We start from the raw sequence: 19,407 nt of genomic DNA, 5'->3' as shown, positions 1-19,407 counted from the left end.
ATGAAGAAGCATCTCACCCCAGCCGAAGCGGCCGCGCTCATCCCGGATGGCGCCGTCGTGACGGTATCGTCTTCGAGCGGTCTCGGTTGCCCGGATCTCATGCTGAAGGCGATCGGCGAGCGTTTCGAGGCGACCGGCCATCCCCGTGATTTGACGACCCTTCATCCGATCGCTGCCGGCGACATGAGCGGTATCAAGGGCATCGACCATATTGCCAGGAAGGGCCTGCTGAAACGTATCATCGGCGGCTCCTACCCGTCGGGACCGTCATCGTCCGAGCCGCCGCTGATCTGGCAGATGATCACCAACAACGAGATCCCGGCCTACAACATTCCCTCTGGCATCCTGTTCGACATCCATCGCGAAGCCGCCGCCAAGCGGCCGGGCGTGCTGACCAAGATCGGCGTCGACACATTCGTCGACCCCCGGCGGCAGGGCTGCGCGATGAACGAGCTGGCTTCGGAGCAGCAGGTGGTCAAGCGCGTCAGCTTCGAGGGCGACGACTGGCTGTTCTTCCCCTCGATCGTCCCTCAGGTCGCCATCATCCGCGCCACCACCGCTGATGAGCGCGGCAACCTGACATACGAACATGAGGGCGCCTATCTCGGCGGTCTCGATCAGGCGCTCGCCGCCCGCAACAACGGCGGCATCGTCATCGCCCAGGTCAAGCGGATCACCAAGGAAGGCTCTTTGAAACCGCATGACGTCCGAGTGCCGGGAATGCTGGTCGACTATATCGTCGTCGATCCCGATCAGAAGCAGACAACGCAGACTGGGTATGATCCGGCGATTTCGGGTGAGATCTTCCGCCCGCTCGACAGCTTCCACGTTCCGGAGTTCAATGTTCAGAAGGTGATCGCGCGCCGTGTCGCGCAGGAGTTGCAGGCGGGAAGCTGCGTCAATCTCGGCTTCGGAATTTCGGCCAATGTACCGCGCATTCTGCTGGAGGAGGGGCTCCACGGCGCCGTCACCTGGGTGATCGAGCAAGGCGCGGTCGGCGGCGTGCCGCTGCTCGATTTCGCCTTCGGCTGCGCCTCCAATGCCGACGCCTATATGCCATCCCCTTATCAGTTCACTTACTTTCAGGGCGCTGGCTTCGATGCGTCGCTGCTCTCCTTCCTCGAGATCGGCAAGGACGGGTCGGTCAACGTCTCCAAACTTTCCTTCCGGCCGCATGTGACGGCCGGCGCCGGCGGCTTCGTCGACATCACGGCGCGGGCAAAGAAGATTGTTTTTTCAGGCATGTTCAACGCCGGGGCGAAGCTTTCGATCGCCGATGGGGCTCTGCTCATTGAAAAAGAGGGCAAGCTGAAGAAGCTCGTCAACAAGGTCGAACACGTCACTTTCAGCGGCAGGCGGGCGATCGAGCAGGGGCAGGATATCATCTATGTCACCGAGCGCTGCGTGATGAAGTTGACGCCCGAAGGCATCGTCCTCACCGAGATCGCCCCGGGCGTCGATCTTCAGTCCCAGATCCTCGATCAGTCCGAATTTCCGCTGATCGTCGCGCCCGACCTGAAGGTCATGGATGCGACACTCTTCGGCGAGGCCGGCATCGGCCTGTCGCTTCCAGCCAAACGGGCACGGACGCTGGAGGGCACTTTCCATGGCTAGCGGAACAGTCAGGATCGATATCGACGGACATGTTGCGACCCTGACAATTTGTCGTCCTGAGAAACTCAACGCGCTCGATCTCGACATGCTGAAAGCCTTGGCGGACGCCGCCGATGCCGTGGAGGCAAACCCGGACGTACGCGCCGCGGTTCTGACCGGTGAAGGAAAGGGTTTTTCCGCCGGAGGCGATATCAAGGCCTGGGGCGGAATGCTGCCCCAGGAGTTCGGTCACGCCTGGGTTCGGCATGGTCACCGGATCTTCGAACGGCTGGCGACGCTTCGGGTGCCGCTGGTCGCGGCGCTGAACGGCCACGCTCTCGGAGGCGGGCTCGAGCTGGCGGGCGTTGCCGACATTCGCATCGCCGAGGAACACATTAAGATAGGCCTGCCGGAAACCGGCCTTGGCATGGTGCCGGGCTGGTCCGGCACCCAGCGTCTCGTGCGCCGGTTCGGCGCCCAGGCCGTCCGTCGCATGGCGCTCGGCGGCGAGATATTCACCGCCGAGGAAGCCCGCCTGCTCGGTATCGTCGACGCGGTCGTTCCGACAGGAAACTCGGTCGCCGCCGCCAGGGAATATGCCGGGCGGATCGCGGCGAGGGGACCGGCGGCCCTCGAGATCGTCAAATTGATGATCGCATCGGCGAACGGCGAAGACAACGGAACGGCGGTCGAAGCCCTGGGCTCGATCCTCGCCGCGAAAACCGGCGATCTGAAGGAGGGCGTCGCATCATTCAGCGAGAAGCGCCCGGCAACGTTCAAGGGAGAATGGTAATGACGGTTCTCGTCAACCCCACGGCGCTCAGCGACCACAAGGCGCGCGATTTCAAGATGCTGATCGACGGCAAATGGGAGGCCGGCGCCTCCAATCCGATCGAACGTATCGCGCCAAGCCATGACGTCGTGGTCAGCCGGTTTTCGACCGGCAGTCGGAAGGATGCCGAGCGCGCGATTGCTGCAGCACGCAAGGCCTTCGATGACGGGCCGTGGCCGCGCATGACCGCGTCCGAACGCTCCGCCATCCTGCTCAAGGCTGCAGATCTGATCGCGGCGCGTGCTGAAGAACTGGCATTTCTCGATGCCATCGAGGCAGGCAAACCCATCACCCAGGTGAGGGGAGAAATTGCCGGCTCGGTCGACATCTGGCGCTATGCGGCGGCTTTGGCACGCGATCTCCATGGCGAAAGTTACAATACGCTCGGCGACGGCACGCTCGGCGTCGTCCTGCGCGAAGCGATCGGCGTTGTCTCGATCATCACGCCGTGGAACTTCCCGTTCCTGATCGTCGGCCAGAAACTGCCCTTCGCGCTCGCCGCAGGCTGCACGGCCGTCGTCAAGCCTTCGGAACTGACGTCGGGATCGACGCTCGTCTTGGGCGAAATCCTGCAGCAGGCGGGCATTCCCGATGGCGTCGTCAATATTGTCACCGGTACGGGACCTGAAGTCGGCGCGGTCATGACCTCGCATCCCGATGTCGACATGGTCTCCTTCACCGGCTCGACCGGTGTCGGAAAACTGACGATGTCGAATGCCGCGCAGACGCTGAAGAAAGTCTCGCTGGAGCTGGGCGGCAAGAACCCGCAGATCGTTTTCCCCGATGCCGACCTCGATGCCTTCATCGATGCCGCGGTCTTCGGCGCCTATTTCAATGCCGGCGAGTGCTGCAACGCCGGCTCGCGGCTGATCCTTCACAAGTCGATCGCCTCAGACGTCGTCAGGCGTGTCGCCGAGCTGTCGAAGGGGGTGAAGGTCGGCGATCCCCTCGATCCCTCGACGCAGGTCGGCGCGATCATCACGCCGCACCATTTGGAGAAGATTTCAGGCTATGTCGCCGGCGCCAGGAGCAGCGGCGCCCGCGTCGCCCATGGCGGCGAGACGCTCGACCTCGGCATGGGGCAGTTCATGTCGCCGACGATCCTCGAAGCCGTCACGCCCGATATGCCGGTGGCGCGCGAGGAAGTCTTTGGTCCGGTCCTGTCAGTCCTGACATTCGAGACTTCAGCCGAAGCGATCAGGATTGCCAATTCCATCGACTACGGCCTGTCGGCCGGTGTCTGGAGCCGTGATTTCGACACCTGCCTGACGATCGGCCGGTCGGTGCGGGCGGGCACGGTCTGGATGAACACCTTCATGGACGGCGCCTCGGAGCTTCCCTTCGGCGGCTACAAGCAGAGCGGCCTCGGCCGCGAACTCGGCCGCCATGCGGTCGAGGATTATACCGAGACCAAGACGCTGAACATGCATATCGGCAAACGCACCGGTTGGTGGATGCCGCAGACGGAAAAGCTGGCCTAGCTGGCAAAGCAACTACGCCCGGGGAGGGCGGGTAATCGGATGCGGGAATGGTCCTGCATCTTCCAAGAGGGAACTGGGAGGTTCTTCGATGAATAGGTTTTTGACCACCACGGCCGTGATCGCATTGTCTCTGGCGGGCGCCCATGTCGCGGCGCAGGCAGCCGACGTGAAGGAAGTGCAGATGCTGCACTGGTGGACATCAGGCGGCGAAGCGGCGGCCTTGAACGTCTTGAAGCAGGATCTGTCGAAGGAAGGCTTTGCCTGGAAGGACGTTCCGGTTGCCGGCGGCGGCGGTGATGCGGCGATGACGGCGCTGAAGGCGATGGTGGCGGCCGGCACCTATCCGACAGCCTCGCAGATGCTGGGTTATACCGTCCTCGATTATGCCCAGGCCGGCGTCATGGGCGACCTGACCGAGACGGCGAAGAAGGAAGGCTGGGACAAGTCGGTGCCGGCGGCGCTGCAGAAGTTCTCCGTCTATGACGGCAAATGGGTCGCAGCCCCCGTCAACGTCCACTCGGTCAACTGGCTGTGGATCAACAAGGCGGTGATGGACAAGATCGGCGGCACTGAGCCGAAGAGCTTCGACGACCTGATCGCGCTGCTCGACAAGGCCAAGGCTGCCGGTGTCATTCCCTTGGCGCTCGGCGGCCAGAACTGGCAGGAAGCGACGATGTTCGATTCCATCGTGCTGTCGACCGGCGGCCCGGAGTTCTACAAGAAGGCCTTCAACGACCTCGATGAGGAGTCGTTGAAGTCGGACACGATGAAGAAGTCCTTCGACAATCTGGCGAAGATCGTCAAATACGTCGACCCGAACTTCTCCGGCCGCGACTGGAACCTCGCGACCGCCATGGTCATCAAGGGTGATGCGCTGGTGCAGGTGATGGGCGACTGGGCCAAGGGCGAATTCGTCGCCGCCAAGAAGACCCCGGACAAGGACTTCCTCTGCTACCGCTTCCCCGGCACCGATGGCAGCGTCGTCTACAACTCCGACATGTTCGGCATGTTCAACGTCCCCGACGACCGCAAGGCGGCGCAGGTGGCGCTGGCGACGGCGACGCTGTCGAAGAGCTTCCAGTCGGCCTTCAACGTCGTCAAGGGTTCGGTGCCGGCGCGCACCGACGTTCCCGACACCGACTTCGACGCCTGCGGCAAGAAGGGCATCGCCGACCTGAAGGCGGCCAATGAGGGCGGCACGCTGTTCGGCTCGCTCGCCCAGGGCTATGGCGCCCCGCCGGCCATCGCCAATGCCTATAAGGACGTCGTCTCGAAGTTCGTCCACGGCCAGATCAAGAGCTCCGACGAAGCCGTCAAGCAACTCGTCCAGGCGATCGACGACGCCCGCTGAGACCGCTGAGATCTGTCGATGAATATGCTTCCCCGCGCGATCGCGCGGGGAGGCTTCAGGCTCCGCAGCGATCATTGCCGGGCCGATCCTGCGGGAAGGGAGATGATATCCATGAGCACAGTTGCCACCACCGATCCGGTTCTGACGCCGCGGCATTCGACGGCGATCTCGCTGCGGGGCCGGCTGCAGGATGCGCTGCCGAAGATCGTGCTGGCGCCGAGCTTCGTCATCACCCTCATCTTCGTCTACGGCTTCATCGTCTGGACGGCCTACCTGTCCTTCACCAATTCCAAGACCTTCCCGTCTTATGCGTTGACCGGGCCACGCGCCTATCAGCGGCTGTGGCGCTGGACCTTCGAGAGCGATCCGCCGTCTTCCTGGTATACTTCGATCACCAACATGGCGATCTTCGGCTTCCTCTATGTCGGCATTTGCCTGGCGCTCGGCCTGCTGCTCGCCATCCTGCTCGACCAGAAGATCCGCGGCGAGGGGTTGCTCAGGCCGATCTTCCTCTATCCGATGGCGCTCTCCTTCATCGTCACCGGGGTTGCCTGGAAATGGTTCCTCGATCCCGGCCTCGGGCTGGAGCAGACGCTGCACCACTTCGGCTGGACGAGCTTTCACTTCGACTGGATCAAGAACAAGGACTTCGTCATCTACACCGTTGTCATCGCCGGTGTCTGGCAGGCGTCTGGCTTCGTCATGGCGATGTTCCTGGCAGGCCTTCGCGGCATCGACGGCGAGATCATGAAGGCGGCGCAGATCGACGGCGCCTCGCCCTTGCAGCTTTATCGCCGCATCGTCATTCCGCTGTTGCGGCCGATCTTTCTCTCCGCCTTCATCGTGCTCGCCCATATGGCGATCAAGTCCTACGACCTGGTGGTGGCGCTGACCTCGGGCGGGCCGGGCGGCTCGGCCTGGCTGCCGTCCAACTTCATGTATGAATACACCTTCAAGCGCAACGAAATGGCCGTCGGCTCGGCCAGCGCCATCATCATGCTGATGACGATCTCGGCGATCATCGTCCCCTATCTCTATTCCGAACTGAAGGAGAAGGCCCGATGAGCAGTGTCACCGCCTCGACCGTACCTTCGACCGCACCGCTTTCACAAAGCAGCGACAGCAGAAATAACAACACACGCTGGATCGGCCGCCTGGTGATCTACGGCCTGCTGACGATCTTCGCCATCCTCTATCTGATGCCGCTCTTCGTCATGCTCACGACTTCGTTCAAGACGATGGACGAGATCCAGGGCGGCAACATGCTGGCGCTGCCGCAGGCGCCGACCTTCGATCCCTGGGTGAAGGCCTGGGGCGAGACCTGCGTCGGCCTGACCTGCGCCGGCATCAAGGGCTACTTCTGGAACTCGATCAAAATGGTGGTGCCGGCTGTGGCGATTTCCACCATCATGGGGGCGCTGAACGGTTATATCCTGACCAAATGGCGCTTCCCCGGCCATACGCTGGTGTTCGGGCTGATGCTGTTTGCCTGCTTCATCCCGTTCCAGTCGGTGCTTCTGCCGATGGCGACCATTCTCGGCTCGCTCGGCCGCTTCGGGGTGACGCTGCAGAACGCCACCGGCTGGAACTTCGGCTTCGGCAATTCGACCGTCAACCTGGTCTTCGTCCATGTCGTCTATGGCTTGGGCTTCACCACGCTGTTCTTCCGCAATTTCTACGAGGCTTTCCCGACCGAGCTGGTCCGCGCCGCCCAGGTCGACGGCGCCAGCTTCTTCCAGATCTTCCGCCGCATCATGCTGCCGAATTCGCTGCCGATCATCGTCGTCACGGTGATCTACCAGTTCACCAATATCTGGAACGACTTCCTGTTTGCCTCGGCCTATGCCGGCACCGGTGACTCCATGCCGATGACGGTGGCGCTCAACAATGTCGTCAACACCTCAACGGGGGTGGTCGAATACAATGTCAACATGGCGGCGGCGATGATCGCGGCCGTTCCGACGCTCATCGTCTATATCCTCGCCGGCCGCTACTTCGTGCGCGGTCTGATGGCGGGCGCAGTCAAAGGGTAAGTCATGGCCTTCCTGGAAATCTCCGGTCTCAGAAAACGCTTCGGCGCCGTCGACATTCTCAAGGGCATCGACCTCGAACTCGAAAAGGGCGGCTTTCTCGTGCTGGTCGGCCCGTCCGGCTGCGGCAAGTCCACGCTGCTCAACACCATTGCCGGGCTGGAGACGATCACCTCTGGCGATATCAGGATCGACGGGCGCGCCATCAACGGCCTGCATCCGTCCAAGCGCGACATCGCCATGGTGTTCCAGTCCTATGCGCTCTATCCCAACATGACGGTGGCGGGCAATATCGCCTTCGGCATGGAGATCCGCGGCGTTCCGAAGGAAGAGCGGGCCAAGGCGATCAAGCAGGTCTCCGACATGCTGCAGATCGGCCATCTGCTCGACCGCAAGCCGAGCCAGCTGTCCGGCGGCCAGCGCCAGCGCGTCGCCATGGGCCGGGCTTTGGTGCGCAATCCGCAGGTCTTCCTGTTCGACGAGCCCTTGTCCAATCTCGACGCCAAGCTGCGCGTCGACATGCGCACCGAGATCAAGCGGCTGCATCAGCGCATGGGCACCACCTTCGTCTATGTCACCCACGACCAGATCGAGGCGATGACGCTGGCGACCAAGATCGCCGTGCTCAAGGACGGGGTGCTGCAGCAGTTCGGCACGCCGGCCGAGATCTATAACAGCCCGGCCAATCTCTTCGTCGCCGACTTCATGGGATCGCCGGCGATGAACCTGCTGACCGCCACCGTCGAGAACGGCGCCGGCGGCCTTGCCGTCGCACTGGAGCGGCCGAATGGCGCGCCGCTAAGACTGCCAGTTGTTTCCGGCAATCACGGCCTGTCTTCCTATGCCGGCCGCCAAGTGATCTTCGGCATCCGCCCCGAGGCGCTGACCGATCCCGACGGCGCCGACCGCAAGGCGCGCTCGCTGACCGAGGACGATTGCCTGATCGAGGTCGTCGAGCCGGCCGGCTCCGACACCTTTGCCGTCACCAAGCTCGGCGGCAAATCCGTCGTCGCCCGCCTGCGCGCCGATGCCGGCATCGCGCCCGGACAAAACACCCGCCTTGCCTTCAATCTCGACAAGGCCGTGTTCTTCGATCCCGACAGCCAGATGCGGATCGCCTGATGGTCAGAGGCTAAGATGAGCAGTTCACCAGACATCGTCATCATCGGCTCAGGCGTCGGCGGCGCCACTGTCGCCGCCGGCCTGGCCGCGACCGGCGCTGACATATTGATCCTCGAAGCCGGCGATCAGATCGCCGATCTTCCGGTCAATCGCGACCAGCGCGCTATCTTCCAGCGAGGTCATTTCCGCCCTAGGGAAATCTGGTACGAGGCGAGCGGCAAGGGTTTCAACCCCGGCAACTACTACAATGTCGGCGGCAATTCGAAATTCTACGGCGCCGTCTTGTCGCGCTACCGCAAAGAAGACTTCGGTGTGATCGAGCACCGGGAAGGCGTGTCGCCGGCCTGGCCCTTTCCTTATGAGGAGTTGGAGCCCTGGTACTCCAAGGCGGAGCGGATGTATCAGGTCCGCGGCAGTCTCGGCGACGATCCAACCGAACCGTATCACTCGACTGCCTACGAATTCCCGCCCGTGCCCGACGAGGCGCCGGTCGCCGATGTCAGGGCCCGCCTCAAGGCGAAAGGCCTGCATCCGTCTTCCCTGCCGCTCGGGTTGGATCTCGACGCGTGGCTGTCCAAGGCGCGCACGCCATGGGATGCCCATCCGAATGCAAGAGACGGCAAGATGGACGCCGAAACCGCCGCACTTGCGGTGGCGTTGAGACATAAGAACGTCCGGCTCGAAACCAATGCGCGCGTGGCGCGGCTCGACACCGGATCAGGCCGCCGGATCGACCTGGTCACCTATATCAAGGACGGTGAGACGCTGACTGTCTCGCCTGACATCGTGATCCTTTCGGCCGGGGCGGTCCAATCGTCGGCGCTGTTGCTGCGGTCGAAGAACGATCGCTTCCCCAGGGGCCTCGCCAACTCTTCCGATCAGGTGGGGCGCAACTTCATGAACCACAACGCCTCAGCCGTGATCGGCGTTTCGCCACGGTTCAGGAACACCGCCGTCTACCAGAAGACCTTTGCCTTCAACGATTTCTACCTTTCCGACGGAGAGGGGGACCGCCGCTCGGCAACGTCCAGCTCCTGGGTCGTATCTCCGAAAAGGTTCTGAAGGGCTCTCTGCCGCAGGCTCCGGAATGGCTTCTCCGTTTCATCACCGGCCATGCCATCGACTTCTACGCAATGAGCGAAGACGTGCCCAATCCCGAAAGCCGAGTCATGGTCGATGGCGATCGGATCATTCTTCAATGGCAGAGGACCAACTGGGACGCTCATCTGGCGCTCGTCGCCAAGCTGAAGTCGATCCTGCGGTCGATCGGATTTCCCGTCGTGCTGTCGCGGCCTTTCGACAAGCGCACGCCGTCCCATCAGTGCGGAACGGTTCGGATCGGCAACGACCCTGCGATGGCACCGCTCGATCCCTACTGCCGGTCCTACGATCACGAAAACCTCTTCGTCGTCGACGCCGGCTTTCTGCCCACCTCGGCTGCGGTCAATCCCGCGCTGACCGTCGCCAGCCAAGCGCTGAGAGTTGCAGATCACATCGCATCGAAGGACCTGCAGGCAAATGCAGATCCGCTGGCGCGTTCCGGCTCTCAAATAGGACAGTAAGATGGGATTCGATTATATCATCACCGGTGCCGGTCCTGCAGGCTGCGTCCTGGCAAGCCGGCTCAGCGAAGACCCGGATGTCAAAGTACTGCTTCTCGAAGCGGGCGGCGGCGACTGGAATCCGCTTTTCCACATGCCGGCCGGCTTTGCCAAAATGACCAAGGGCGTGGCCAGCTGGGGATGGGAAACCGTCCCCCAGAAGCACATGAAGGGCAGGGTGCTCCGTTACACCCAGGCGAAGGTCATCGGCGGCGGCTCGTCGATCAACGCCCAGCTCTATACGCGCGGAAACGCGGCCGACTACGATCTCTGGGCCAGCGAAGACGGCTGTGAGGGCTGGGACTATCGCTCGATCCTGCCCTATTTCAAACGCGCCGAGGACAATCAGCGCTTCGCCGACGACTATCACGCCTATGGCGGCCCGCTGGGTGTCTCGATGCCGGCAGCATCCCTGCCGATCTGCGATGCCTACATCCGGGCAGGGCAGGAGCTCGGCATTCCCTATAATCACGATTTCAATGGCCGCCAGCAGGCGGGCGTTGGATTCTATCAGCTGACGCAGCGCAATCGCCGCCGGTCTTCGGCGTCGCTCGCCTATCTCTCGCCGATCAGGGACCGGAAGAACCTGACGGTCAGAACAGGCGCGCGCGTTACGCGGATCATCGTCGAAGGAGGCCGAGCAACAGGCGTCGAGATCACAACCGCCGGTGGCTTGGAGATCGTGCGCGCCGAACGCGAGGTCCTGGTGTCGTCAGGTGCGATCGGATCGCCGAAGCTTCTTCTGCAGTCCGGCATCGGGCCGGCCGATCATCTGAAATCGGCGGGCGTCAAGGTGAACCACGATCTGCCCGGCGTCGGCGGCAATCTGCAGGATCACCTGGATCTTTTCGTCATCGCCGAATGCACCGGCGATCACACCTATGACGGCGTCGCGAAGTTTCACCGCACACTCTGGGCCGGGGTTCAATATGTCCTGTTCCGCACCGGTCCGGTCGCCTCGTCGCTCTTCGAGACCGGCGGCTTCTGGTATGCCGATCCCGATGCCCGCTCTCCCGATATCCAGTTTCATCTCGGCTTGGGATCGGGCATCGAAGCCGGCGTCGAGCGGCTGAAAAATGCGGGCGTGACGCTGAACTCCGCCTACCTGCATCCGCGCTCGCGCGGGACGGTGCGTCTGTCATCCGCCGACCCAGGTGCCGCGCCCTTGATCGATCCCAACTACTGGTCCGATCCGCACGACCGGAAGATGTCGCTGGAGGGGTTGAAGATTGCGCGCGAGATCATGCAGCAGGCGGCGCTGAAGCCCTTTGTCATGGCCGAACGGCTTCCCGGGCCGAAAGTCATGACCGACGAGCAGCTGTTCGACTATGGCTGCGCCAACGCAAAGACCGACCATCATCCCGTGGGCACCTGCAAGATGGGAACGGGGCCGGACGCGGTCGTCGGGCTGGATCTCAAGGTCCACGGCCTTGATGGCCTGAGGGTCTGCGATTCCTCGGTCATGCCCCGCGTGCCGTCCTGCAATACCAACGCGCCAACGATCATGGTCGGCGAAAAGGGATCGGATATTATCAAGGGCTTGCCTGCGCTGCCGTCGGCGATCTTCGCGTATGAGCGCAACGATATCAGGCCTCGAGCCCGCGCAGAAATCCGCTAAGGAGAATGACGATGTCTGAAGTGAGAGTTGCAGTGCTTGGCGCCTCGGGCTGGATGGGTAAGGTCCACACGATGGCCTATCAGACCTTTCCGCATTTCTTCGGCGTCTCGGAGGGAACGGCGCGGATCGTGGCGCTGGTCGACAGCAACCCTGACGTAGCGCAGGATATTGGCAACAGGGCGCCGGGCGCCAGGATCTATCAGGATTGGAAGCTGGCGGTCGCCGATTCCGAGGTCGATCTGATCGATATCTGCCTGCCCGATCACCTGCACTATCAGGTGGCGAAGGCGGCTCTGCTCGCCGGCAAACATGTCTATTGCGAGAAGCCATTGGCCAACAGCGCCGATGAGGCGCGGGAACTTGCCGACATCGCCAGAGAGAAGGGTGTAATCACCCGTGTCGGACACGCCTTTCCCCGCAATCCCGTCCATGACCTGGCAAAAGACATCATAGAATCCGGCGAAATCGGCGAGATCAAGCTGTTCCGCGGCTGCCAGCACGTCGACATGTACGGCGATCCCCTGGCCCCCTTCATGTGGCGCGCCGACGGCAAGCTGGCGCCGACCGGGATCGTTGGAGACACGGGCTCGCATATCTTCAGCTTCATGGATTTCCTGGTCGGCCGCGTCAGTTCGCTGATTGCCGACAATCTGATCGTCACGCCGCGCCGGCCCGTCGTCGAGGGCCTTGCCTATGGCGAGCAGGTGAAACTGACAGGCAACGAATCCTGGGCCGATATCACCAACCCGGACGCGACGAACCTCTTGTGCCGGTTTGCCAACGGCGCCGGCGGCATCGTCGATTTCAGCCGTGTCGCGACCGGGCGCAAATTCATGCAGACCTACGAGGTCTACGGAACCAAAGGCAGCATCGCCTATACCTATGACGAGATAAACCGGCTGCTCTTCTACTCCAACGACGACCGCACGGGGCGGCGTGGCTTCCGGGAGATCGACGTCGGCCCGGAAAATGCCACCTTCCGCGCTTTCCTGCCGCTGCCGAATTTCGGCATCGGCTATAACGAAAGCAAGATCATCGAGGTGGCCGAGGTGATCCGCTCGATCGTTGCAGACAAGCCGATGTGGCCGACCTTCGATACGGGCCACCACATCTGCCAGATCGTCGACGCATGCATGGAGTCCTCCCGGCAGAAGCGCTGGGTCGACATCCCGCTCGGATAAATGCCGATGACCATAGACGTCCCGCAGGAAATTCTCGACGCGCTGACCGATGTCGATATGCCCAGGCTTCCGCTTGAAGCCGGTCCCCCGGCAATGGCTCGGCTCGCCGGTGTCGACGTGCCGATCTATCGAGCCGGCTGTGTCGTCGTTGGATCCGGTGCGGCAGGTCTGCGTGCGGCCGTGGAAATGAAGCGGCGCGGCGATGATGTCGTCATCGTCAGTCAAAGCGCCTGGGGCGGAACCTCGGCCTGCTCCGGTTCGGACAAGCAGACCCTGCACACGGCCAACACGGCGGATCAGGGCGACAATTACAAGGCGATGGCCCGCGCCATCCGCAGCGGCGGTGCCATGGACGAGGACACGGCCTATGTCGAAGCGATCGGCTCGTCGCGGATGATGGCATCGCTGCAGTTCCTGGGCCTGCCGCTGCCGCAGGATCCGCTTGGCGGAACGCTGCGATATCAGACCGACCATGACGAGGTCGGCCGCGCCACCAGCTGCGGCCCGCGCACCTCGCGCCTGATGGTCAAAGTGCTGGCCGAGGAGGCGCTCCGTCTCAATGTGCCCTTCTACAACCAGACCACCGCAGTCAAAATCCTCACCGAGGGTGAGGGAGCGGGCCGCCATGGCGTCGGCATACTCGCCATGCGCGCCGGCGACCGCACGGAAGAAAACCCGCTGGGCATCGCCTTGTTCGTCAGCGACGTGATCGTGCTTGCAGCGGGCGGGCCGGGCGAGCTTTACCGCGACAGCGTCTATCCCAATGGCTGCTTCGGTTCGCTCGGGCTGGCGCTCGAGGCAGGCGTCGAGCTCGTTAACCTGACCGAAAGCCAGTTCGGCATCGGAACGCGCAGAGAAGGCTTCCCGTGGAATCTGTCGGGCACTTACGTCCAGGCAATCCCGCATCTCTACTCGGTCGATGCCGAAGGCGTCGAACATCATTTCCTGGCGCAATATTACCGCAGCACGCAGGAATTGGCGTCGAACGTCTTCCGCAAGGGCTATCAATGGCCGTTTCATGCAACGCGCATGCTCGATTTCGGCTCGAGCTTGGTAGACCTCGCCATCCACTGCGAGACGGCCGCGGGACGGCGTGTCTTCATGGACTTCAACCGCAATCCGCCGCCGGTGCCGGGCGACTTGCCGTTCAGTTTGGAAAGAGTTGACGAAGACGTCCGCCTCTATCTCGGCAAAGCCGGCGCCGGCCAGGACATGCCGATCGATCGACTGAAGCACATGAACCCGCTCGCGATCGAGCTCTACCGCCGCTACAAAATCGACATTGCCGCCGAGCCGCTGGAATTCGCCGTCAACAACCAGCACATGAACGGCGGCATCATGGTCGACACCTGGGGCCGCAGCAATCTTGCAGGCTGTTACGCGGTCGGCGAAGCGGCGGGCACACATGGGGTAACAAGGCCCGGTGGAGCGGCGCTGAATGCGGGGCAAGTCTTCGGCACCCGGGCGGCCGAGCATATCAGCGCAAGCGGAAGAGCGAAGCGGGCCGCCGCGGGTGAGATCTCAGCTATAGCAGAAGCAGGCATCACAAAACTGCTGGCCGCTCTTCGCTCAGAGAGCCCGCTCACCGTCAAATCGATCCGCTCGGAGGTGCAGGCGCGGATGAGCGAGAAGGCCGGCATCATCTGTGATCAGGAGAGCGTCAGCCGGGCCTTGATCGAAGCGCGTAAGCTGAATGCCGACATTCGCGCGGAAGGTATCGCCTACGGCCGCGCCGCCGAGGCGGTCCGGGGCGTGCAATGGCGGCATATGGCGCTCGCCTCGGAAGCGGTGCTCACCGCGCTCGACTTCTTCATCCGCGATGGCGGCGGCAGCCGCGGAGCGCGGGCGGTATGCGATGGCGAGGGCGAATCCCTTCCGCATGCGAAGGCAGGCCCGTTGGAGGAATATCGCTTCCGGAAGGAAAGCGACGCGCATAGGCACGAGCAGATCGTCGTTCGACTCGAGGGCGATGAGGTCAGGCTTTCCAAGCGTGCAAACCGCACTTTGGATGAAAATGCCAAATCCTTCTTCGAGCGAGACTGGCCAGCCTGGCTGACAGGCCGCATCTATGATCTCGGCGCGGATGAATGAGCCGGCATAGCGGCTCAAATGGCTGCAGCGCTGGGAACGTCGAGTTCGATCATGACGGGCGCATGATCGCTGGTATGCTCCCAGCCTCGCGGCTTTCTGCGGACAGTCGCCGATCGAAGCCATGGCGCGACGGCCGGGCTGAGCAGGAAGTGGTCGATCCGTAGCCCCGCGTCGCGTTCAAAGCTGTTGCGCCAGTATTTCCAGAAGGTGTAAATGCGCTCGTCTGGATGCAGATGCCTGACGGCGTCGGTCCAGCCCTGGCCGACGAGATTGGCATAGGCCTTGCGAACCTCCGGCCTGAAAAGCGCGTCGTCGAGCCACCGTTCCGGCTTGTAGACGTCGATCTCCGTCGGCATGACGTTGAAGTCGCCGGCCAGGATCGACGGCACGCCGAGTTCCAGGAGTTCGGCGGCGTAGTCGTGCAGGCGACGGAACCAGCGAAGCTTGTAGTCGAACTTGGCGCCTGGGAAGGGATTGCCGTTCGGCAGATAGAGGCATCCGATCACGGTGCCGCCGATGACGGCTTCGATATAGCGGCTGTGGGTGTCGTCGGGATCGCCGGGAAGACCGCGCCGCGTCAGGATCGGCGTCTTGCCCTTCGCCAATATGGCAACCCCGTTCCAGGATCTCTGCCCGTGCCAGACGGCGCCGTAGCCGGATCGTTCGATCTCTTTTCGCGGAAACCCGGCGTCGTCTGTCTTCAGTTCCTGCAGGCAGACCGCATCAGGCGCATCCTCCTTGAGCCAGCGCAATAGGATGGCCAGCCGTCCATTGATCCCGTTGACGTTATAGGTTGCAATTTTCACGCTAATCGCTCAACGCGTCGCTCCGAAGACGAAGGCAATGCCGGCAACAATCGCGACCGCCGTCAACGGCTGCTGGCGTATCCGATCTTCGACGTCCTGGACAAAGCTTCGCGCTTCCGCCTTTGCCAGACGAGCCGTCCCGGAAGCCACCTCCGAAGCGGTTTCCGCCACGCGGCCGGCTTCTCTCTGAAGCGTGCGCCTTTCGCCGCGATCGAAATCGGAGGCTTCGGCGAAGCCGCCGGTTTCGCCGGTCGAGCGCAGCGCTTGGTCGACGAGCGGATACGCCTCGTCGAGCCTGGTCGGATCGGGCTCCCGCTTTACCCGCTCAGCCGCCTCGATATCGCTGCGGCCGGCAGGGATCGAGGTATGGGTGGCCGACACTGGGTCGGAGGCCGGGAAGGTGCCCTCGATGCCTCTGTCGAGCTCACCCTTTCGAGCCCTTCTTTGCTGCTCTGCCTGCTCTTTTCGCAGGGATTGGACTGCGGGGATTCGTTCGGGTTTGCCATCACTGTTTCCTCTGTTGCTCTTCGACAATCAAATCGGTGACGAGGAAAGAAGTTCCAGAAAAATGCATTCGCCTGATGCGGCCATGTATTGACGAGGAGGCGAATATCGCCGATGGCGCGCTGGGCAATCCAGCACCAGCGACAGTCGTTCGGACTTTTCCTCGCTGATAGCCCCGGCAATCCGGCGGGCGGGACCAAAGTCCGGCCCGATCTAGTACCTAGGTCCGGTTGCATTTATCCGCCGGAACGGCGAAAATTGGCCAGCGTCTATATTGCGTAAGACGGCGAAGAGCGGACGAGGCTATGGTATGACGTTCTCGAAACGTGATTTTCTGAGATTGGGCGGCAGCGCGGCCATTGCTCTCGTCGCAGCCGCATCGCCGGCCACATTCAACCTTGACGGCTTCCTTCCTGTTCTGGCGGTAGAAAGCGCCCGGGCAAAGGACGGCAATAACGGGAATGGCAATGGAAACGGCAACGGCGGAGGAAACGGCGGCGGCAACGGCAACGGCGGAGGCAACGGTAGCGGCAACAGTGGCAGCAACGGCAATAGCGGTTCGGGCAATAGTGCCGGTGGAAGCTCCAGCAATGGTGCCGGATCCTCTGCCTCTTCCTCCGCGAGCGCCTCGCAGGAATCGGGGGCAACAGCGACCGAAGCGTCCGATGGCTCAATCGACGTCCGCCACGCGAACGGCATTACTGAAACCCTGAGGCGTGGCCGCTACGTGATGAAGGACGGAAAGGGCAGGACGATCATAAGCCGGCAAGCGACCGCAAACGATGCCCGGCGGCTCGGCCGCTACGTTCGCTAAAAAGCCCAAAGCGGGGATGCGGACATCTGGTCTAGCGCTGCTGGCGCCATTGTAGAGCCGCTTCAGTCCTGTTCGAAACGCCGAGCTTGCTCAGAATCTGTGTCATATGATGCTTCACCGTCTTTTCCTGCAGGCTGAGACGCAGGCCGATATGCTTGTTTGACAAGCCTTGAGCGACGAGATCCATCACCTCGCGTTCCCGTGGCGTCAGACCGTTCTTCTCGGTCGCGCTGCCATTCAGCGAATTCTCCATGACCTTTGTCGACATCGTCGGCGAGATATATCGTGATCCGCTCAGGACAGTCTGGATGGCTTCAGCGAGACCACGCGAACCGACACCTTTGAGAACATAGCCCATTGCGCCCCGTTGCAGGGCTGCCATCAGCGTGTCCACCTCTTCGGATACCGTCAACATCAGCACTTTCGTTGCCGGACTCCGCGTCAGCACATCGCTGATCGCCGACAGCCCGCCGCCGGGCATCGAGACATCGAGGAGCATGATGTCGGGATGGTTGTTCGCAGCGATCATCGCAGCGTCATCGCTGCTGGCGCCTTCCCCAACGACGGCAAAGTCGCTGATCTCGGATAGGCTCCGGGTTACGCCCTCGCGAAAAAGCGGATGGTCGTCCACGACGCCGATCGTGATGGATGTCATGTCTAATCTCCCACTTCCATAGGCTCGAAGGTCATGGTGACCGTCGTCCCTCCTTCGCCCGTCTTGACGTCGAAGGATCCTCCCAGGCTGTCGATCCGTTCGCGCAGCCCCACCAGGCCGAGGCTCGTCGGCCTCACCTCCATCGGGTCGAACCCATCGCCGCGGTCGCTGACCTCGACATGAACATGTCCATTGTGCGAGGCGGCGCTTACAGTCTGCTGAATACCGCCGCCGTGGCGATAGGCATTGTTCAAGGCTTCCTGAACGAAGCGATAGATACAGATCTTTACGGCAGGTGCGGGTTCGGGTCCATCGTCGTCGATAATTGTTTCGACACGAGTCTCGGTCTTGTGCTGATGCGCTTCGACCACCCGGGTGACGATCTCGCTGATCGAGGATTTTTCGATCTGCGGGAGCACCAGCCCGCTGCAGATATTACGAATCTCGGTCATCGCCTCGGCAAGGCTCGAACGTATCCATGCGAGCTCCTTTTCCCGCGCTTCGGGCGGTGTCGAGGCATTGATCAACATATCGCTGTCCAGCCGCAGTGAGGCATAGGCAATGTGCTGGGCCGGGCCGTCGTGCAGATCGGCGCCGATGCTGCGCAGATATGTTTCGTTCAGCGCCGCCACGCGCTGGGAGGCGCGCTGCAGCCGCCGCTGCAGCCCACGGTTTTCCGCCAGCAGCGCAGACAGGTCGTTGACCCGTTCCTTGAGATCTTTCCTTTGCGCTTCGATCGTGCGGCTGACCCGAAACACCAGGACGGCGAGAACCAGGAAAAAGATTGCTGTCAGAGCGGCGACGGCGGCCCAGCTCCGAAGCCTGGCATTTGCCAGACTGTCGCCCAGTCCTTCCGCGGTCTCGTAGAATTCGATGACGGCGACGGCCTGTCCGGACCATGGCTGGAGCACAGGGTTGTAAATTTCCATCAGCGGCTTGCCGAGTGCGCGCTCTTTCTCGCTTTCCGGATCGTCGGCGATTTCGTAGCGCGCAACGAGAGACCCTGCGAAGGCATTTCGGAGCTTGTCGTTGACCGCAAAGGTCTTGCCGACCAGTTCCTTTTCGTTCGAGTAGAGGATGGTGCCGTCGCTTCGCCACAGCTTGAACGAAACAAGCCGCCTGCCGAGCGCGCCCTGACCAAGTGTTTCGTCCAGAGCCTGCGCGCTGCCTTCATCCAGAAATGATGCCGTTTGCATGTCTGGAAGCAGCGGCGCGACTACGCTGTCGACATAGAGGGCCGTTGCCGCACCGGAATTGTGGATGACCGCCTCCTCGATGAGATGGGTAACGAGAATGCCCACCAGGAACATGGCGGCAATCGAGATCAACCCACCTGCGATGAAGAACTGGGAGGCGAGTGAGCGGGCATTCCAGCGGCGAAGCCAATTCATTGTGATACCGGTAAGAGACTTGCCGACTAACCTATCGCTTCCTCGAAATTTTTCCAGACGGCGTCAGGGGACATCCCTGGTATCGAAGATTTCGGCACCTCTTATACTTTTCGTCAGCTGGAGCGTATCGCCGGACATGGCTGCACCGAAAACGTAGAGAAGAGCCGCCATGACGACGACAAGGGCGACGACGCACACGTTGCAGGCGTCATTGACGCGGGATCTGTTAGTCTGAGCCATTTCAGGATCTCCTTCACCCCTTCGAAACGGCGCGGTCCTGTCCGCGTTCCACCCCGGGACTTCGGTCTGACAGGCCTCGGACCTAGGTCCGGCCCCC

General features: G+C 62.2%; 15 protein-coding genes and 2 pseudogenes. 12 read left to right on the top strand and 5 right to left on the bottom strand.

What is annotated here, in order from left to right; all coding sequences use genetic code 11:
• From MF410_RS10255 to MF410_RS10205, 11 genes and pseudogenes are all read left to right on the top strand, one after another.
• Entirely contained in the window at positions 1-1,614 is a 1,614-nt protein-coding gene (locus MF410_RS10255; RefSeq protein WP_179867209.1) for an acyl CoA:acetate/3-ketoacid CoA transferase, read from the top strand.
• Positions 1,607-2,386, top strand: a complete 780-nt coding sequence (locus tag MF410_RS10250) for an enoyl-CoA hydratase/isomerase family protein (protein ID WP_097629937.1) — start codon at positions 1,607-1,609, stop codon at positions 2,384-2,386. Before MF410_RS10255 ends, MF410_RS10250 begins: the two co-directional genes overlap by 8 nt.
• A complete protein-coding gene (locus MF410_RS10245) occupies positions 2,386-3,906 on the top strand; it encodes an aldehyde dehydrogenase family protein (protein WP_097629936.1) in 1,521 nt (506 codons plus the stop codon). Before MF410_RS10250 ends, MF410_RS10245 begins: the two co-directional genes overlap by 1 nt.
• Positions 3,907-3,994: 88 nt before the next feature.
• Positions 3,995-5,257, top strand: a complete 1,263-nt coding sequence (locus MF410_RS10240) for an ABC transporter substrate-binding protein (RefSeq protein ID WP_222134750.1) — start codon at positions 3,995-3,997, stop codon at positions 5,255-5,257.
• Positions 5,258-5,368: 111 nt separating this feature from the next.
• A complete protein-coding gene (locus MF410_RS10235) occupies positions 5,369-6,322 on the top strand; it encodes a sugar ABC transporter permease (RefSeq protein ID WP_183782586.1) in 954 nt (317 codons plus the stop codon).
• Positions 6,319-7,290 (top strand): carbohydrate ABC transporter permease, encoded by a 972-nt coding sequence (locus MF410_RS10230; protein ID WP_131711868.1) that lies wholly within the window; start codon positions 6,319-6,321, stop codon positions 7,288-7,290. Before MF410_RS10235 ends, MF410_RS10230 begins: the two co-directional genes overlap by 4 nt.
• 3 nt (positions 7,291-7,293) lie before the next feature.
• Complete coding sequence (locus MF410_RS10225) at positions 7,294-8,409, top strand: ABC transporter ATP-binding protein (RefSeq protein WP_239620369.1); 1,116 nt, start codon at positions 7,294-7,296, stop codon at positions 8,407-8,409.
• A gap of 15 nt (positions 8,410-8,424) precedes the next feature.
• Positions 8,425-9,971 (top strand): annotated as a pseudogene (locus MF410_RS10220) (GMC family oxidoreductase).
• Position 9,972: 1 nt separating this feature from the next.
• Positions 9,973-11,628 carry a GMC family oxidoreductase N-terminal domain-containing protein gene (locus MF410_RS10215; RefSeq protein ID WP_131711841.1) on the top strand — a complete coding sequence of 552 codons (1,656 nt, stop codon included), beginning with the start codon at positions 9,973-9,975 and terminating at the stop codon, positions 11,626-11,628.
• A gap of 11 nt (positions 11,629-11,639) precedes the next feature.
• Positions 11,640-12,809: a Gfo/Idh/MocA family oxidoreductase gene (locus MF410_RS10210; protein WP_097625157.1), complete on the top strand. Its 1,170-nt coding sequence runs from the start codon at positions 11,640-11,642 to the stop codon at positions 12,807-12,809.
• A gap of 6 nt (positions 12,810-12,815) precedes the next feature.
• Positions 12,816-14,900, top strand: coding sequence for an FAD-binding protein (locus MF410_RS10205; protein ID WP_097625448.1), 2,085 nt, complete (start codon positions 12,816-12,818; stop codon positions 14,898-14,900).
• A 14-nt stretch (positions 14,901-14,914) separates the two neighbouring features.
• On the opposite strand, the gene xth is transcribed toward MF410_RS10205, so the two are convergent.
• Positions 14,915-15,706, bottom strand: coding sequence for an exodeoxyribonuclease III (gene xth, locus MF410_RS10200; RefSeq protein WP_097625158.1), 792 nt, complete (start codon positions 15,704-15,706; stop codon positions 14,915-14,917).
• A 9-nt stretch (positions 15,707-15,715) separates the two neighbouring features.
• Positions 15,716-16,212: pseudogene (locus MF410_RS10195) on the bottom strand (hypothetical protein).
• 308 nt (positions 16,213-16,520) lie between these two features.
• On the opposite strand from MF410_RS10195, the gene MF410_RS10190 reads away from it, so the two are divergent.
• Positions 16,521-17,024: a hypothetical protein gene (locus MF410_RS10190; protein ID WP_097625160.1), complete on the top strand. Its 504-nt coding sequence runs from the start codon at positions 16,521-16,523 to the stop codon at positions 17,022-17,024.
• 31 nt (positions 17,025-17,055) lie between these two features.
• Here the strand turns inward: MF410_RS10190 and MF410_RS10185 are convergent, their stop codons facing one another.
• The 3 genes from MF410_RS10185 to MF410_RS10175 all read right to left on the bottom strand — a co-directional run bounded on the left by MF410_RS10185 (position 17,056) and on the right by MF410_RS10175 (position 19,310).
• The gene (locus tag MF410_RS10185; RefSeq protein ID WP_097625161.1) at positions 17,056-17,679 is read right to left on the bottom strand and encodes a response regulator transcription factor; all 624 of its coding nucleotides are present in this window, start codon (positions 17,677-17,679) and stop codon (positions 17,056-17,058) included.
• A gap of 2 nt (positions 17,680-17,681) precedes the next feature.
• Positions 17,682-19,070: a sensor histidine kinase gene (locus tag MF410_RS10180; RefSeq protein ID WP_097625162.1), complete on the bottom strand. Its 1,389-nt coding sequence runs from the start codon at positions 19,068-19,070 to the stop codon at positions 17,682-17,684.
• 63 nt (positions 19,071-19,133) lie between these two features.
• Positions 19,134-19,310: a hypothetical protein gene (locus MF410_RS10175; RefSeq protein WP_165503984.1), complete on the bottom strand. Its 177-nt coding sequence runs from the start codon at positions 19,308-19,310 to the stop codon at positions 19,134-19,136.
• Positions 19,311-19,407 lie beyond the last annotated feature (97 nt).

It is taken from the genome of Rhizobium sp. C104 (assembly GCF_022354505.1).
GTDB classification, from domain to species: Bacteria; Pseudomonadota; Alphaproteobacteria; order Rhizobiales; family Rhizobiaceae; genus Rhizobium; species Rhizobium redzepovicii.
This window is presented reverse-complemented; position numbering and strand designations above follow the sequence as displayed.